The following is a 16,524-nucleotide window of genomic DNA, read 5'->3' on the forward strand; positions in this document are numbered from 1 at the left end:
ACCATGCTCTCAATTATTCTGTTTGAGCTGCGGCAAAAATCCCGCAGTATTTCTACCTACGTCTACTTTCTGATGTTCTTCTCGCTGGCGATGTTGTGGATCGCCGCAGCAGGTGGTGTGTTTGATGGTGCCTCGATTGATTTCGGCGGCAAGGTGCATATCAATTCACCGATGGCGGTTTCGCAGACGGTGACCTTTCTCGGCTATCTCGGCGTGGTGATCGTCGCGGCAATGATGGGACGCGCGATCCAGCAAGATACCGAACACAATATCTGGCACTTTTTTTACAGTGCGCCCATCAGTAAATTTCAGTATCTGGGCGGTCGTTATGTAGGAGCGTTGCTGACTTTGATTTTGATTTTTTCCAGCATCAGCCTGGGTGCATGGCTAGGCTGCTACCTGCCTGGCGTGGGCAAAAATTTTCTGGGAACAATGATTCCGACAGCCTACTTTGCTCCCTACTTTATCTCGCTGATACCGAACCTGATGATCTTCGGCGCAGTCTTCTTCACACTGGGTGCCTTATATCGCCGCATGCTGCCGGTTTATGTATCGAGTGTCGTTCTGCTGATTGGTTACCTGGTTGCCGGGAGTCTCGCCCGCGACGTGGACGACAGAACGCTGGCTGCGCTGATTGATCCATTCGGCTCACGTGCGATCAGCCGTGTCACAGAATATTGGAGCATCGCAGATAAAAATAGCCGCATCGTGCCATTGGAGGGACTGCTGCTTTATAACCGCCTGATCTGGGGTGCTGTCGGTCTACTCGCGATGGTTTTTTGTTACTGGCGCTTTGATTTTGCGGCAATCAGCGCAGGCGGTAAACAAAAGAAAATAGCTACCAGAGAAGTGGCGCCAGCATCAGTCAAGATCCCTGTCGTCACCCCGAATTATGGCGGAGCCAATCTCTTGTCGCTCTTTATCAGTCAATGCTGGCTGAACCTGCGCGAGACCGTCAAAAACGTGTACTTCATCGTTGTCGCCCTGACGGGTGTGATGTTCATGTTTTCGCTCTCAAACGCACTCAGCAAAATGTACGGCACAACGACTTATCCGGTCACCTATGCGGTACTGGATTTACTTGGTACCAGTTTTAGTCTGTTCATGCTGATTATCACGACCTTCTATGCAGGTGAACTGGTGTGGCGCGAACGCGATGCGCGGATTGCTCAGTTGCTCGATGCCCTACCAGTACCGAACTGGCTGCCGTTACTGTCAAAACTGGTGGCGCTCATCAGCTTGCAAGGTATCCTGTTATTCGTACTGATGGTATGCGGGATCATCATCCAGACCGCAAAGGGCTACACGCATTATGAGCTAAGCCAATACCTGGAACATCTGTTCCTGATCCAATGGCCATCCTACGCTTTGATTGCTGTGCTGGCAGTGGCGGTGCAAGTTATTCTGAACAATAAGTACGTCGGTTATTTTGTCATGATCGCGTATTACATCGCGACGATTGCCTTACCGTCTTTGGGTATCGAGCATCCTATGGTGATGTACGGTGGTGGTCCGACTGCCCATTACTCCGACATGGACGGTTTTGGTCACAACTTGCCGCAGGTATTCTGGTACCAACTGTACTGGAGCGGTGCGGCCTTGATATTACTGGGCCTGGCGATGCTGATGTGGGTGCGCGGCACCACGGTGGAATGGCGTAATCGGCTGCGCCTGGCACAGCACTCTGTCACGCCTGCGATCACATCCGTGCTGGTGGTAGGCAGTCTGTTGTTTGCCGGTGCCGGGGGCTTATTGTTCTATTACACGAATATCATTAATCACTATCAGAGCAGCTTTGACGGTGAGGCTGACAGGGCAAACTATGAAAAGCAATATAAAAAATATGAAGCCCTGCCCCAACCTCGCATTACAGATATCAAGGTCGCAGTCGATATTTTTCCGGACCAAAGAACTGCCAGTGCCAAAGCAAGCTATCAACTGGTCAATAAAGGAACGGCAGCGATCAGCGAAATTTTTATCTCTCAGGCAGAAGATGTCGATATCAAGCAACTGCATTTCGACAGAACGGCAACACCGGTGATTCAGGACAAGAAAGGGTTTTACAGCTATAAACTCACTCCGGCGCTAGAAGCGGGCGACAAACTCGGTCTCGACATCGAGCTGGCATTTACACCGAAAGGGATTGCCGGCATGGGCAGCGACAGCCATATCCTGCACAACGGTACCTTTTTTAACAGCGGCAGTTTTCCGAGCATCGGTTATCAGTCAAGAGCTGAACTCAGCGATGAGAAAGAACGCAAGAAACACGGCCTGCCAGAGAAAGAAAGAATGGCTGATCGCGATGATCCTAAAGGCCTGGCAAACAGCTACATCGCCAACGACGCAGACTGGATACGTTTTGACGCAACCGTCTCCACCAGTGCAGATCAGATCGGGATCGCACCGGGCAGACTGATCAAAGAGTGGACAGAAAATGGCCGGCGTTATTTCCACTATGCGCCGGATAAACCGGTATTAAATTTCTTTGCCTTTATGTCGGCACGATACAGCGTAAAAAAAGCGCAATGGAACGATGTTGCGATCGAGATCGACTACCAAAAAGGTCATGAATACAATCTGGACCGCATGATCAAAGGTGTACAAGAATCGCTCACCTACTATACCCAGAACTTCGGCCCTTATCAGCACAAAATGGTGCGTATCATCGAGTTCCCGCGCTATGCGAGCTTTGCGCAGGCATTCCCGAATACAATTCCGTTTTCTGAAAGTATCGGTTTTATTGCCAAGGTCGATGATAAGGATCCGAAAGATCTGGACTATCCTTTTTATGTGACGGCGCATGAAGTCGCGCATCAATGGTGGGCACATCAGGTCGTCTCGGGTAATACCAAAGGCGCGACGATTCTGGTCGAGACGCTGGCACAATATTCTGCGCTGATGGTGATGGAAAAGACCTACGGCAAAGACAAAATGCGCAAATTCCTGAAGTACGAACTGGATCGCTATCTGATGGGCCGAAGCCGGGAACGCAAGAAGGAATTGCCTATCGCCTTTAATGAAAATCAGGACTATATCCATTACGCAAAAGGCAGTCTGGTCATGTATCTGCTGCAGGACCAGATTGGCCAGGACAAGGTCAATGCAGCCTTGCGTGACGTGATTGCCCAATATGCAAATCAAGGTGCGCCCTATCCAAGCAGCAAAGTACTGGTCGATGCCTTGCGCAAGGTCACACCGGAGGACAAACAGGGACTGATCACCGATCTGTTTGAGTCCATCGTATTATTCGAAAATCGTGCCCTGACCGCAAGTGCAAAATCTGTCGGCAACGGTCAGTACGAAGTCACTCTGACCGCAAGTAGCAACAAGCTAAAAGCAGATGAACTCGGTGCAGAAAAAGAGCTACCCCTGCATGACTGGATCGATATCGGCGTGGATGACAAAGACGGAAAACCTTTATTCAGGGAGCGCAAACTCATTGATCGCAAGGACGTGACCTACACCATGCTGGTCAAAGGCGAACCAGCCAAAGCCGGGATTGATCCAGATAACAAATATATCGACCGCAAACCGGAAGACAATTTGATTAAAGTGGCGATGCCCGCCAAATAGTTTTTGCTAAAAATAGTTGTTGCTGAGGTCAGTAGTAGCAGCATCATTTTCACGCAACAAACCATATACGGGCTATCTGCCCAACCACTTCTGTCTGCAATACCTGGCAGTCAGCAGTAATAAAAATGAGGCGACGGTGCAAGCTATCGCCTCATTTTTTATTTCAACCCTCGTATGCCTGCGGTAACATACAGCCTCCGTCTGAATAATCAAGGTGTCCTGTGTTACTCGCTCCCGAACAATTCTTTGGCTTCCTGCTAGCCGCCATGTTAATAACCGCCTCGCCCGGTCCCGACAATCTGATGGTGCTCGGCGTCGGCATCTCACGCGGACGTAAGCAAGGCATGGTATTCGGCCTGGGCTGCGCACTTGGCTGCATCAGCCATACCATCCTTGCCAGCCTTGGCATCAGTGCGCTGATTGCAGCGTCACCACTAGCTTTTACCGCACTCAAAACCTGCGGCGGACTGTATCTGATTTACCTCGGCATCCAGGCTTTACGCAGTCGCGGCAGCGCGCAGGTTGCAACGACAGGCGTACCGGATGAATCACTTAGCAAACTGTTCGCCAAAGGTCTGTTCGCGAACAGTATTAACCCCAAAGTCGTATTGTTCTTCCTCTCTTTTTTACCGCAATTCGTGATCGCAGAACGTAGCGCTGTCAGTTGGCAAACTGCCCAGCTCGGCCTGGTATTTACCGCGCAGGCCGCTGTGTTATTCGGCTTACTCGGCTATTTTTCCGGCGCAGCAGGCCTGTGGCTGAATCGCAATCCAAAGGCAGGACAATGGCTAGACCGCATCGCCGGCACAATCTTTGTGGCATTAGGGTTGCGTTTAATTGTGAGTCGCTGAGTGCAGCGCTGAATCAAGTGATAAAAAGGCGTTAAAGCTGGTAAAAATGAATAGTTAAAAACGTATCCGCATTGCTGGTGCGGCTTCGCGAGTGTTTTTGGCTTGTGAGGCGCATGGATATTGCGGGATGGGTTTCGCTTTGTTTATTGACCTAGCGATTAAATATGTTCCAATGCCAAAAAATTCAGAGCACAACAGAACGTAAAGTAATCCGCAAAGTTTGTCGTTTCTGCGTACTGCTGGCAGGAATACACAATCACTACGTATGTTGAATGACTGTCCATTTTATGAACAGCTATGTAAACGCACCAAAAAATCAAAAACAATTCAGATATTCATCGAGTAAAAGTAAGTCCCAAAATTACTCCATATTTAAATCATGATGATTTACTAAATACTAAGTTGCTGAAGATGTGGCCACCTTCTCCATCACAGCAACAAACAACGCTGACTGCAATATCGCATCCAGCCATGTAATCAAGTGCTTGTACCGGGTGGCATAAAACCATTCTGCGTCTACCAATGCGCATTGCCTTACAAACGGCGCGATTGCCAGATCGGCGATACTTAATTTCGCCCCTGTCAGGTAGCTATGTTGTTGCAAGCGACAGTCAAGTGCATCCAGAAATACTTCTGCTCTCTCACGATATGTCGTCGCCGAATGTTCCGGAAATCGTTCTGCATATTTATAGCGGTCGAGATCTTGTTTAAACGTGCTGTCGTTTTGCTGTATCAATACCTGTGCATCGGCAGGTATGTTGCCGCCCGGTGTTAAGCAGGGCGATACCGGCTGTTGCGCCAGTGCCCAGCACATGATGTCGAGACTTTGATCGATCACGCGACCATCAGGTAAGACCAAAACTGGCACCGTGCCTTTGGGTGAGCGGTCGAGCATCGCTTGTGGCTTATTGCGCAGACTGACTTCATGTATCTGCACTTCGACACCACTCATCCGGATAGCGAGCCTGGCGCGGATTGCGTAGGGACAGCGGCGAAAACTGTACAACAGAGGTTTTTCCGGACTAACTGAGTGGTCTTTGCGGTTCGACAGCATCGTGGTGATGGTTCTTTATCAACTGAGGGAATATTGCATTCGGCCATTTGCTGCCTACAATACAATAAGGAGCAAGCTGGTCCGGGTATTATCTCCGAATCTTAGCTCGCTGACACATCGGGGCAAATCGATGGCATCTCGCACATATCATTTCGTCAGCATTGCATTCATTGCCTTGAGTCTGAGTGCCTGCGAATCTTTGTTACCTAATTCTAAGCAAAGCTCGGATCTGCCCTGGGCGACTTATCAGGTCGGCGAGCAGGAATTTGCCAATATTATCTCCGAAAAAACCACCTTGGCCGACCTGCACCGCCGGGGTATCAATCCTAAAGTCTCACCCAATATCGCCCTGCTCAATCATGCGGATATCAGTCGTCGCCTGTTTGCCAGTGAATCGTCGACTAGCAACCTGATTCCACCCAAGGTACGCACCTGCCTTGCTGCGCATACCGCATGCTACGCGTATGAGATTGAAGAGAAACATCTGGATAAAAAACGCTATGGAAGTTTTTTTAAAGATTTTCTGAATTTTGAGCGCAAGGTAGAGATCACTGGCTGGCAATTCACCGCGCTGATCATTATTCAGAACGATGTGGTGATGTATACGCTCTGGAGCGGCAAATCCAATATCCAGCAATTAGAGGATGAAAAAAATCCTCTGGGTCCTTTGCAGGGCTTGGGTAGCTCTTTGATCCGGCACTGATAGACAATCCCGGATCATTGAACGGAGTGTTTTGCATGAGCTGGCCGATTTGATGGGGTAGGCTGCTTAAATATAGAGCTCACACAACAACTAAAACCCCTCACCACAGAGACACGGAGACACAGAGGAACAACAGAGGCAGAGAAAAGCAGTAATTCACAGATATTCTGATGTTCTCTGTACCAGTTCAACTTCTGCACCTCTGTGCCAGTGTTTTAAGGGCCATCTTGAGCTTTTTCATCTGGCCTGCCAATTTCCAATGCCATCTGAATGACCGTCTGTAGCTCTCCGCTTTGCGTCAGTCCTAAAATACTATATAGATCGTATTTAACTACTAGATACCTAACTCCTGCCAGATCGCATCAACGCGCGCCTTGACTTCTGGCGTCATCTGGATCGTTGTCCCCCACTCGCGGCTGGTTTCACCCGGCCATTTATTGGTCGCATCCAAACCCATTTTGCTGCCCAGACCGCTGACTGGCGAGGCAAAGTCCAGATAGTCGATTGGCGTATTATCGACTAGCGTGGTGTCACGCAACGGATCGACGCGGGTAGTAATCGCCCAGATCACTTCTTTCCAGTCGCGGATATTCACATCCTCGTCAACGACGATAATGAATTTGGTATACATGAACTGGCGTAAAAAGCTCCAGACACCAAACATGACGCGCTTGGCATGGCCTGCATAGGCTTTTTTGATCTGCACTACGGCCATGCGATAGCTGCAGCCCTCGGGCGGCAAATAGAAATCAGTAATTTCGCTAAACTGTTTTTGCAGCAAAGGGATAAAGACTTCGTTGAGCGCAACACCGAGCACGGCAGGCTCATCCGGCGGCTTACCCGTATAAGTTGAATGATAGATAGGATCACGACGCATAGTGATACGGTCTATCGTGAACACGGGAAAACTGTCTTGCTCATTATAGTAACCAGTGTGATCGCCATACGGCCCTTCGAGCGCGTGCTCATAGCCGGTCGGATGTGATTCGTCGGGATATATATGGCCCTCCAGAACAATCTCAGCACTGGCAGGTACACGTAACTCGCTGCCGATGGCTTTGACCAGTTCGGTGCGGCTACCGCGCAAGAGCCCTGCGAATTGATATTCCGACAAGCTATCCGGTACTGGTGTGACGGCACCAAGAATGGTCGCGGGATCAGCGCCGAGTGCAACAGTAATCGGATAAGGCTGCCCTTTATTGACAATGCCATGCTCACGAAAATCCAGCGCGCCGCCACGATGGGCGAGCCAGCGCATGATGACCTTGTTGCGACCTAAGACCTGCTGTCTATAGATACCCAGATTTTGGCGCTTCTTATAAGGGCCTTTGGTAATCACCAGACCCCAGGTAATTAAAGGTGCCACGTCACCCGGCCAGCAATGCTGGATCGGCAGTTTCGCCAGATCGACATCGTTGCCTTCCCAGACGATTTCCTGGCACTTCGCACCACGCACTTCTTTGGGTGCCATGTCCCATACGGCTTTGACGAGAGAGCCGAGCCCGAGAATATCTTTAAAACCCTTCGGTGGTTCCGGCTCTTTTAAAGACGACAGCACATGCCCGATCTTGCGCAGCTCGCTGATATTGTCGGCTCCCATACCCATTGCTACCCGGTGCGGCGTACCAAATAAATTGCCCAGTACCGGTATTGAATGACCAGTTGGCTTGGTAAATAAAAGCGCCGGTCCTTCTGCACGCAAGGTGCGATCGCAGATCTCTGTCATCTCCAGATACGGTGAAACAGGCGTAACTATTTGTTTTAATTCATTTTGTTGTTGAAGCTGAGAAATAAAATCCCGTAAATCTGCATATTTCATGTTTTTTAGCTTTTTATGAGTTTGAACTTAATAAAGCAAATAAATTCGGCAAGTGCTTGATTTCATTATACTTTGCTGCGACGCAGCAGATATTTCTAGATTTAAAAGTAATGACAATCAATTTCTATAGTATTGACTTGATATAAAACCGACCCTACAATTCGCCCAACTTGATGAAGAGGCTAGAACTCCGGCGCAGTCGAACAAAGATTGCAACGCCAAAAGGTAACATCATTCACGGGGATCGGGCCCCACATAACATTGTAAGGATTGTTTTCAAAAGGCGACTGCCTTGACCCGAAAATAGTTGTTTGTCACAAGCGAGATTACGAATCTCCCACCCTAAGTTGAGTTACATAAAGCTCAACAGACAAATAACTCCGGCGTCTTTTTGATCGCGCCAGCGACGGAGACGATGTTTCTGATTCGTGGTTTTTTATTTGCGTGTTGTTCTTTACTGAACAGACAAGCGCTACGAAAGTTCAGGAGGTTAAATGTTTCAAGGTTTTATTTTAGCAGTACAACAAGGCAGCACTCTGCTCGCCAGCAAGACCACAGCACTGTCCATCGCAGCACGCGATACGCGCAGCGGCTTCATGACTACCATGCACCATCTGCTGATGTTGCTGGGTATTTCGGCCATATTCGTTCTCGGCCTGATGTTTATCAAACCAGATCTGGTTGAAAAATTTAAAAAACTTTCTCCGTTCGTCACGATCGAAGAGAGTGTTGCAGAACAAGCCGCGCCACCGAGCCTGGCCATGTTGATGGCAACACCAGAACAAGTCGCTCAATCAGATATTGCCAAAACAACTGAACTGACTGAAGAAGATGCCAAAATGCTGGGCAATCAGCGCCAGCAACAATGGGTTACTAACTGGCTGGCAAAACGCTATCGCATCGCCAGCGATGCGACGAACATGCTGGTATCAGCCAGTTATCTGACAGCACAAGAAATCAAACTGGATCCGCTACTGATCTTGTCCGTGATGGCAATCGAATCTGGTCTCAACCCCTTTGCTGAGAGCCCCGTAGGCGCTCAGGGTCTGATGCAGGTCATGTCCAAGGTTCACCACGACAAGTTTCAGGAAATGGGCGGCGTCAAAGCAGCGCTAAATCCGGTAGCAAACATCAAGGTCGGCGCATTGATTTTGAAAGATTATGTCTTGCGTGGCGGCTCGGTTGAAGCAGGTCTCAAACTCTACGTAGGTGCGGCCGCTTTTGAAAACGATGCAGGCTATGGCTCACGTGTGATGGCGGAATACCGTCGCCTGAAGGATGTCGCCACCGGTAAAAATGTACCGACATTCACCTCTGCTCCCGTATCAGCACCTGCTCCAGCGCCACAGAGCACGCCAGCACCTAAAAGCGATGCTGTCACCGAGGCAAAAGCAGCAGAATCGAAACCTGCACATCCTGAGCAAATTGCCAAGCTATAAGCTATAAGCAGCTTGCGATCAGTAGTTAAGCATAGTCACCGGAACTGGGATGTTCTGGTCATGAAAAAGCCGTCAGCATCAGCAGACGGCTTTTTTATTGCTCAACGCCAAAGTCATAATCCTTCGCAACCTTCAGTACCGCTTCACGAAAATCATGCATCAGCTCAGAGCGTTTGCCACCGCTTGGGCAAGCCAATACATATTGATGACGGATATCGCTGGAAAAAGGACGTACCACGACGCCATTCTTAAGCCAGAGCTTTGCGCCAAACGGTTCGACAATCGAGACGCCGAGACCATTCGCAACCATTGCGTAGCGTGTATGTGAGGTTTGCGTCTTGACCCGATGGATCGGACGGCTTCCTGCCTCACTCAGCCTCAGGGTTTCTAATTCATAACTCTGCGACACGATAGGGAAAAAACCGATGATGTCTTCTCCATCGAGATCCATCGGCTCAATCACTTCCTTGCTGGTTAAATGATGGCCGACTGGCATCGCGCACATCACACTCGCTTCCTTGAAAATCTCTTGCTCTATCCCTGCCAGCGGCGGGAACGCCATACAAATCGCCATATCAACTTTTTGATCCTGTAAGCGCACCAGGATTTCTGGTGCATTTGAACTGTCGACAGTCACGGGGACATCCTGATGGTATTTAAAGAACTCGCGCAGGATCAGCGGCAAGATGGAGGAAGACAAGATTGGTAAGCAGGCAATCGTGATGCCCTGCGGTGCCTCATTGCGAATATTGCTGGCGACCTGCGACAAACGTTCCAGCCCAAGAAAATTTTCCTCGACAGCACTATAAAAACGCACACCTGCCAAAGTCGGTTCCAGCCGCCCTTTGTCGCGATTAAACAACCTGAAGCCGAGCGTTTCTTCTAAATCGGCAATCAAACGACTAATCGCGGGTTGCGTGATGTTCATTTTCCGTGCGGCACCAACACTGGTACCTGCAATCATCAGGCAACGAAAAGCTTCGATTTGTCGGAACTGGATCATCTCTTACTCCTTATTTATTCGACATTCAAATAGAGCAATATTAATATACTCACCCAAGTATTTTTCAACACACCATAACATCAAGCGCGATAAAGGCATTTCAATGTAATTTATTGGGGAGTATGTAAATAATATAGAAAAATATTGCCTGAAAATTAATCGCCATTTCACCTGAATGTTTGTCCACCAAAAAGAATCGGCAAATTAAATTCACCCTTAGCCTATAACAAAAATACATGAGGTATGCGAATTTGTGAGTGGACATGATATGGCATTTTTGAAATACTTCGTTACCTAATTGTTACAGGATGACAACATTAGGCAAAAGGATCCAATTTCCTGCTGCCGATTTGTTTTTAATTTCCGTAATAATTAGCCCACTGATCCACCAAATAAGACATGTCGCCTTATCGGGCAATTGTTCCCTTTGGCAAGTTCAGTGATACCCACAAGGTGAAAAATCAGCGTGTCTTCGTCTTCCATAAGCGGATTGATTCACGCTGGCTTGACTCTTCATCAGCACAACACAGCTCACATTCTGACTGTCGATGAATCAAGTCTGCACACTATTTGTCTGTTGTTTAACAGTATGAGGGAGAATATGCTTGCTTTAGGAACGATCAAATTAAAAGGGATGGACGAAAAATTCAACCTGCTCACCGGGCTTACCCAGTCCAAAGTGAAACATCGCTATGCAGGCGATATCGAGGCTGAATCTTGTTTTGAATGCCTGACCTTCTCTGCCACATCGCAATCCGCAAACTTCGTCGGACTGGAATATCTGACCGGCAAGATCGGCAATCGTCGCGGTGGATTTATCTTGCAACATGTCGGCAGCATCAAGTCCGGCAAGTCAGAAAGCACATTGAACGTGCTGAGCGGTTCCGGTACGGGTGAGCTAGCAGGTATCAAAGGACATGGCCGCAGCACCTGGAGCGGCATCAATGGCCAGTTATCTCAAGTACTGCTGGAATATACCTTTGATTAAGTCAAATTAAGTCAAATTAAGTCCAATAAAACCACTTAAGGCAGGCTCAGCAGCATCGCAATAAAATGAAGGACACATTTACATCAACGATTTTTACTACAAGTTTATGTAGCTGGCCGTGATACAAACTCTGCGATACGCCGCACGGCCTCCTGCAAATTCTCCATCGAGGTCGCATACGAGATGCGGACATAGCGCCGCGCACCTGAGGTGCCAAAATCCAGCCCGGGTACAATCACGACACCGGCCTCTTGCAATAAATCGCGGGTAAACTGATCGGCATCAGTCGAAAAACGCGAGCAATCCGCATACACATAAAACGCGCCGTCCGGCATCACGGGCACCTCAAAACCCAGAGCAGTCAAAGCGGGGACGATGTAATCGCGCCTGCGCTTAAATTCTGCTTTACGCTCTTCGTAGACAGCCGAGGCCTCTGGCGAAAAACAGGCAATCGCTGCATGCTGCGCCACGGATGAAGCACATATAAACAAGTTCTGAGCAAGTTTCTCAATATGCGGCACGACACGCTCCGGCACCACCAGCCAGCCCAAACGCCATCCAGTCATATTGAAATATTTACTAAAGCTGTTGATCACCACCACATCATCATCCAGAGATAAGGCCGAAAATGGCGCTCCTTCATAAGACAAGCCCTGATAAATTTCATCCACAATCGTAAATCCACCTCGCGCCTTGACACTTGCAATGATGCGTGCAAGCTCGTCGTGATCGATCGACGTCCCCGTCGGATTGGAGGGTGACGCCAGCAATACACCTTTAGTTGCCCCACTCCAGTGTTGATTCACCATTGCATCGGACAACTGAAAGCGCTGCTGAGGACCGCTCTCAATCAAACGTGCTTTACCCTCAAATGCCGCGACAAAATGGCGGTTGCACGGATAACATGGATCTGGCATCAAAACCTCTGCCCCGGGTTCGACCAGCGCAGCGCACGCCAGCAATAATGCGGCGGATGCGCCTGCAGTCACAATGATGCGGCTGGCAGGGATTGCCAATCCAAACGTATCAAGATAATGCCGGGCAATCGCCTCACGCAAGGCAGGCACACCAAGGGCAGAGGTATATTGCAAGCGACCGTCTGCCATAGCTTTGCTGGCAGCATCAATGACCATCTGCGGCGCAGTAAAATCCGGCTCACCGATTCCCATATGGATAATATGACGCCCTTGCGCCTCAAGATCAGCCGCCATTTTGGCTAACTCCATGACATGAAAAGGAGCAATGTTATCCAGGCGGGAGGCGAGATTTTTTTCCATGAGCTTACTTTTCTGTAGTTGTCGTTTGACAGGTTTGCGAGATTCCAGCGAAATTCAGGCACGATTCAGGTAATAACCAGACACAAAAAAACCGCCTTACTTCATGCAGAAATAAGACGGCTTATCTGTAGTTCATCTGTAGTTCATCGCATCAGAATCTGATATCCATCAGAACCTCAGTAACACGTTCATTATTTTCCGGCGCTGATTTCGGCTGTACGCAATTTCGCAGCCAATTTATCCAGCACGCCATTCACGTATTTATGTCCATCCAAACCGCCAAAGGATTTGGTCAATTCAACAGCCTCATTGATCACGACGCGATAAGGAATTTCGATGTGATGTTTTAATTCGTAAGCACCAATCAGCAAAGCCGCGTGCTCAATTGGCGACAGCTCTGCTATCGTACGGTCGATCAGAGGCGTGATTTCTTCACGCAACTGTATCGACTGATTGATCGCACCATGCAGCAAGGCATCAAAATGCTCACGATCCGCTTTATCAAAGCCATGCGCCTCACGAATGTGAGCGTCGATTACACCTGAATCTTCGTTATTCAACAGCCACTGGTATAAACCTTGTAAGGCGAATTCGCGCGCACGATGTCTGGGCGAGCGGCTTTTGCTCGGATTAGCGTGTAGGGTTTTGTTCGTCATAGTCATCTCTACTTAATTGGGTGGTGCTCTTACGCGTCGTAACCCGTATCTTCAGTGGCTTCGGCCAGTTCTTCCAGTGCCAGTGTCAGGTTTGCCATCTCAACGGCAACACGAGCAGCATCGGCACCCTTCTCCGCCATACGGACTTCAGCTTGCGCATCATTCTCTGTGGTCAGAATCGCATTCGCAATCGGGATACCGCTATCCAGACCTACGCGTGTAATGCCAGCACCGGACTCATTGGAAACCAGCTCAAAATGATAGGTCTCGCCGCGAATCACTGCACCCAGGGCAATCAGCGCATCAAACTGGTTTGTCTCAGCCAGCTTTTGCAATGCAAGCGGCACTTCCAGTGCGCCAGGAACGGTGACGTGCAAAATATCTTCGTTCAATACACCCAGACGCGTCAGTTCAGCCAGGCAAGCGGATAACAAGCCGTTACCCACTGTTTCGTTAAAGCGGGCCTGCACAATACCTACGCGCACACCAGCGCCGTCCAGATTTGATTCGTAATGTCCTACCGTCATGATCTTCCCTTTTTGCGCTTGTGCGCTGCTATGTCATTATTCAAGTATGGGCGACAAACTGACACCCGGATATTTTTTACATTAGTTCTGATTGGCGTTGATTCATCCTGACTGGCTGAATCAAGGCTTGTCCATATAACCGACTACCTCAAGATCAAAGCCCGTCATGGAGGGCATTTTTCTCGGATTCGCCAGCAGCTTCATGCGACCAACTCCGACATCTTTCAAAATCTGTGCGCCGATACCATAGTTACGCAAATCCATACGCGCAGCACGGCCTTGCGGGCGTGCATCCGGCGTGTTCAGTGCTTTGAACTGATCAAACATCTGCTCCGCCGTTTCTTCACAATTCAGCAAGACAATAACGCCCGAGTCAGAGGCTTGCACTGCGGCCATCGCCGCAGCGACATTCCATGAGTGCGTGGTAATTTTACTTTCCAGCAAATCGAGTATCGAGACTGGCTGATGCACCCGCACCAATGCTTCTTTATCGCGTGTAATGTGACCATGCACCAGAGCCAGATGCGCGGAGCCACTTGGCTTATCACGATAGACAACGGCATTAAAGCTGCCGTGGACAGTTTGCATTTCACGCTCGGCAACGCGTTCGACAATACTCTCCGTCTGGCTACGGTAGTGGATCAAGTCCGCGATCGTACCAATTTTCAATCCGTGTTCTCTGGCAAACTCCATTAAATCCGGCAAACGCGCCATGGTCCCATCGTCCTTCATGATCTCGCAGATCACCGCTGCCGGAGTCAAGCCAGCCAGATCAGCCAGATCACAACCTGCCTCGGTATGACCGGCACGCATCAGCACGCCACCTTTTTGCGCCTTCAGGGGGAAGATATGACCAGGCTGAACGATGTCATTTGCCGTCATTTTTTTATCTACCGCGACTTGGATAGTGCGTGCACGATCTGCTGCCGAAATACCGGTAGTTACCCCCTCTGCCGCCTCAATAGATACCGTGAAATTCGTTCCGTAGGCAGTGCCGTTACGGCTCGACATCATTGCCAGATTCAACTCATCGCAACGCTCTTCTGTCAGCGTCAGGCAAATCAGGCCACGACCGAACTTCGCCATAAAATTAATCGCTTCCGGCGTTACAAACTCGGCAGCCAACACCAGATCGCCTTCGTTTTCGCGGTCTTCTTCATCGACCAGTATTACCATGCGACCAGCGCGCAATTCTTCAACGATTTCTTGGGTATTTGACATGCTCATGAGGATTTCCTAGGCGGTGTACGGCTCATCGCAGCTGAATTGACAGAAACTTCTAACAACTCGTGATCCGTACGACATGCCGGACATCCATTTTTAGCAGTTCTCAGTAATTTTTTATGCGACTGTATATATGTAACCCTCTATTGTAATGGATTTAGCTCACCATACAGGATGGCAATTGAGAATACCGGACTGAGTTTGCTCAAAATTACTCCAGTCAAATCAAAAAATTCTGCGAATTGAATGAAAAATTTACATTTACACCACGAATAAACATGCAAAAGAGTAGATAGAAGAATTTGGCACAGTTCCTGCATGGCAAGTATTATAAGGACTCGTTACCTCGCTCATGCAGGCATGCGGCCAATGAGGTTTTTGTAATCTGGATATTGCTAAACGGGCTTAGTCGTGTCAGCATTAATATTTACACTTTGAAACATTTTGAGTGGTAATCTTAGCTTGTGGCAATGTGATGGCGCATTTTAATGGGGCGATTTTTTGTTCTTCGCATTATTTCAGTGCGGAACTGGTTGTGTTTGGAACTTGGTTTTAGTTATCTGCTGTTATCCGTTTTTCATGAGGGGCGCTATGAATAAGGTAGTACAAAACGAAATAAGAAAATTTTGTGTTCTGCTGTTCAATTTATTTTGTATCAGCATGTTCATTACTGCATGCCAGAAAGCATCTCCGCGCGAAGAGGCAGCAAGCACGCCTCCCGCAGCCGCCGAACCCATCTCATCGCAACCAACAGGCCTGGTCAAAAATGCGATACGACATACCGAAGAAACCGCTGACGTTACTAAATGGATGGATCAGGCATCGACCAAAACTGCCGCCCAGATCGCATTAGAAGAAAAGCAGGCAAAAGACGCTAAGGATGCCAAACTAGCGGCAGAAGCCAAAGCACTGGCGGCAAAAACGGCCATCAACTCCCGCGATTCAGTCAAGGCGGCAGCAACAACAATCGCGCAGACACCAGCGGTTGTACAAAAAGCGGTCGAAGTCCCTGCAGCGGCACCTATCGTTGCGGTTGCAGCACCTAAGCCAGCTCCAGCACCGGAGCCTGTCACACTCAAACTACTGTCCAGCGTGCAACCACGTTTTCCTAAAAGTGCGGAGAAACTCGGCATCGTTGAAGGTACGGTCAGCGCCCGCCTTCACATTGAAACGGACGGCAAAGTATCCAGTGTGGATATTCTTCAGGCAAAGCCAGCCAAACACTTCCCTCCTGAAGTCATTGCAGCGGTGACGCAATGGAAATACGCTCCGATATCCAGCCCGCAAACCAAGATTTTAGAATTCAATTTCAAGCAGGAAAACTGATTAATTTAGGTAACTCATTCAGGTAACAAAATAACGACATCATCTGGAAATTCATTCCAATAAAAAAGCCGCAGATTGCGGCTT

At 48.9% G+C, this 16,524-nt stretch carries 13 protein-coding genes; 6 read left to right on the top strand and 7 right to left on the bottom strand.

All coding sequences use genetic code 11. The features are described 5' to 3' along the window. The first annotated feature begins 3 nt into the window (after positions 1–3). Positions 4–3,573, top strand: coding sequence for an ABC transporter permease/M1 family aminopeptidase (locus ACO0K4_RS06950; protein ID WP_422955906.1), 3,570 nt, complete (start codon positions 4–6; stop codon positions 3,571–3,573). A 266-nt stretch (positions 3,574–3,839) separates the two neighbouring features. After that, positions 3,840–4,424 (top strand): LysE family translocator, encoded by a 585-nt coding sequence (locus tag ACO0K4_RS06955; RefSeq protein WP_422956273.1) that lies wholly within the window; start codon positions 3,840–3,842, stop codon positions 4,422–4,424. 397 nt (positions 4,425–4,821) lie between these two features. Here ACO0K4_RS06955 and ACO0K4_RS06960 read toward each other — a convergent pair whose 3' ends face one another. Next, entirely contained in the window at positions 4,822–5,478 is a 657-nt protein-coding gene (locus tag ACO0K4_RS06960) for a glutathione S-transferase (RefSeq protein WP_422955907.1), read from the bottom strand. 130 nt (positions 5,479–5,608) lie between these two features. On the opposite strand from ACO0K4_RS06960, the gene ACO0K4_RS06965 reads away from it, so the two are divergent. Then, positions 5,609–6,181, top strand: coding sequence for a hypothetical protein (locus ACO0K4_RS06965; protein ID WP_422955908.1), 573 nt, complete (start codon positions 5,609–5,611; stop codon positions 6,179–6,181). 334 nt (positions 6,182–6,515) lie between these two features. Here ACO0K4_RS06965 and ubiD read toward each other — a convergent pair whose 3' ends face one another. Beyond that, complete coding sequence (gene ubiD, locus ACO0K4_RS06970; protein WP_422955909.1) at positions 6,516–8,000, bottom strand: 4-hydroxy-3-polyprenylbenzoate decarboxylase; 1,485 nt, start codon at positions 7,998–8,000, stop codon at positions 6,516–6,518. 494 nt (positions 8,001–8,494) lie between these two features. Here ubiD and ACO0K4_RS06975 point away from each other — a divergent pair, with 494 nt between their 5' ends. Next, complete coding sequence (locus ACO0K4_RS06975; protein WP_422955910.1) at positions 8,495–9,439, top strand: transglycosylase SLT domain-containing protein; 945 nt, start codon at positions 8,495–8,497, stop codon at positions 9,437–9,439. Between the two features lie 94 nt (positions 9,440–9,533). On the opposite strand, the gene ACO0K4_RS06980 is transcribed toward ACO0K4_RS06975, so the two are convergent. Next, positions 9,534–10,442 (bottom strand): LysR substrate-binding domain-containing protein, encoded by a 909-nt coding sequence (locus ACO0K4_RS06980; protein ID WP_422955911.1) that lies wholly within the window; start codon positions 10,440–10,442, stop codon positions 9,534–9,536. A gap of 601 nt (positions 10,443–11,043) precedes the next feature. Here ACO0K4_RS06980 and ACO0K4_RS06985 point away from each other — a divergent pair. After that, the gene (locus tag ACO0K4_RS06985; protein WP_422955912.1) at positions 11,044–11,430 is read left to right on the top strand and encodes a DUF3224 domain-containing protein; all 387 of its coding nucleotides are present in this window, start codon (positions 11,044–11,046) and stop codon (positions 11,428–11,430) included. 104 nt (positions 11,431–11,534) lie between these two features. Here the strand turns inward: ACO0K4_RS06985 and ACO0K4_RS06990 are convergent, their stop codons facing one another. The 4 genes from ACO0K4_RS06990 to ribBA all read right to left on the bottom strand — a co-directional run bounded on the left by ACO0K4_RS06990 (position 11,535) and on the right by ribBA (position 15,117). Continuing rightward, positions 11,535–12,707, bottom strand: coding sequence for a pyridoxal phosphate-dependent aminotransferase (locus tag ACO0K4_RS06990; protein WP_422955913.1), 1,173 nt, complete (start codon positions 12,705–12,707; stop codon positions 11,535–11,537). A 191-nt stretch (positions 12,708–12,898) separates the two neighbouring features. Next, entirely contained in the window at positions 12,899–13,363 is a 465-nt protein-coding gene (gene nusB, locus ACO0K4_RS06995; RefSeq protein ID WP_422955914.1) for a transcription antitermination factor NusB, read from the bottom strand. Between the two features lie 29 nt (positions 13,364–13,392). Beyond that, entirely contained in the window at positions 13,393–13,890 is a 498-nt protein-coding gene (gene ribH, locus ACO0K4_RS07000; protein WP_422955915.1) for a 6,7-dimethyl-8-ribityllumazine synthase, read from the bottom strand. A gap of 120 nt (positions 13,891–14,010) precedes the next feature. Beyond that, positions 14,011–15,117 (bottom strand): bifunctional 3,4-dihydroxy-2-butanone-4-phosphate synthase/GTP cyclohydrolase II, encoded by a 1,107-nt coding sequence (gene ribBA / locus ACO0K4_RS07005; RefSeq protein ID WP_422955916.1) that lies wholly within the window; start codon positions 15,115–15,117, stop codon positions 14,011–14,013. A gap of 588 nt (positions 15,118–15,705) precedes the next feature. Between ribBA and ACO0K4_RS07010 the strand changes: the two genes are divergently transcribed. Further along, on the top strand, positions 15,706–16,440 hold the full coding sequence (locus tag ACO0K4_RS07010) for a TonB family protein (RefSeq protein ID WP_422955917.1): 735 nt from the start codon (positions 15,706–15,708) through the stop codon (positions 16,438–16,440). Positions 16,441–16,524 lie beyond the last annotated feature (84 nt).

This window comes from Undibacterium sp. RuTC16W (assembly GCF_049339445.1).
Classification (GTDB): Bacteria; Pseudomonadota; Gammaproteobacteria; order Burkholderiales; family Burkholderiaceae_D; genus Undibacterium.

Coding starts and splice junctions, on each gene's coding strand:
- nusB (WP_422955914.1), bottom strand. CDS start 13,363: ATGACGAACAAAACCCTACACGCTAATCCGAGCAAAAGCCGCTCGCCC.
- ACO0K4_RS06980 (WP_422955911.1), bottom strand. CDS start 10,442: ATGATCCAGTTCCGACAAATCGAAGCTTTTCGTTGCCTGATGATTGCA.
- ACO0K4_RS06990 (WP_422955913.1), bottom strand. CDS start 12,707: ATGGAAAAAAATCTCGCCTCCCGCCTGGATAACATTGCTCCTTTTCAT.
- ribBA (WP_422955916.1), bottom strand. CDS start 15,117: ATGAGCATGTCAAATACCCAAGAAATCGTTGAAGAATTGCGCGCTGGT.
- ACO0K4_RS07010 (WP_422955917.1), top strand. CDS start 15,706: ATGAATAAGGTAGTACAAAACGAAATAAGAAAATTTTGTGTTCTGCTG.
- ACO0K4_RS06955 (WP_422956273.1), top strand. CDS start 3,840: ATGTTAATAACCGCCTCGCCCGGTCCCGACAATCTGATGGTGCTCGGC.
- ACO0K4_RS06960 (WP_422955907.1), bottom strand. CDS start 5,478: ATGCTGTCGAACCGCAAAGACCACTCAGTTAGTCCGGAAAAACCTCTG.
- ubiD (WP_422955909.1), bottom strand. CDS start 8,000: ATGAAATATGCAGATTTACGGGATTTTATTTCTCAGCTTCAACAACAA.
- ACO0K4_RS06965 (WP_422955908.1), top strand. CDS start 5,609: ATGGCATCTCGCACATATCATTTCGTCAGCATTGCATTCATTGCCTTG.
- ACO0K4_RS06950 (WP_422955906.1), top strand. CDS start 4: ATGCTCTCAATTATTCTGTTTGAGCTGCGGCAAAAATCCCGCAGTATT.
- ACO0K4_RS06975 (WP_422955910.1), top strand. CDS start 8,495: ATGTTTCAAGGTTTTATTTTAGCAGTACAACAAGGCAGCACTCTGCTC.
- ACO0K4_RS06985 (WP_422955912.1), top strand. CDS start 11,044: ATGCTTGCTTTAGGAACGATCAAATTAAAAGGGATGGACGAAAAATTC.
- ribH (WP_422955915.1), bottom strand. CDS start 13,890: ATGACGGTAGGACATTACGAATCAAATCTGGACGGCGCTGGTGTGCGC.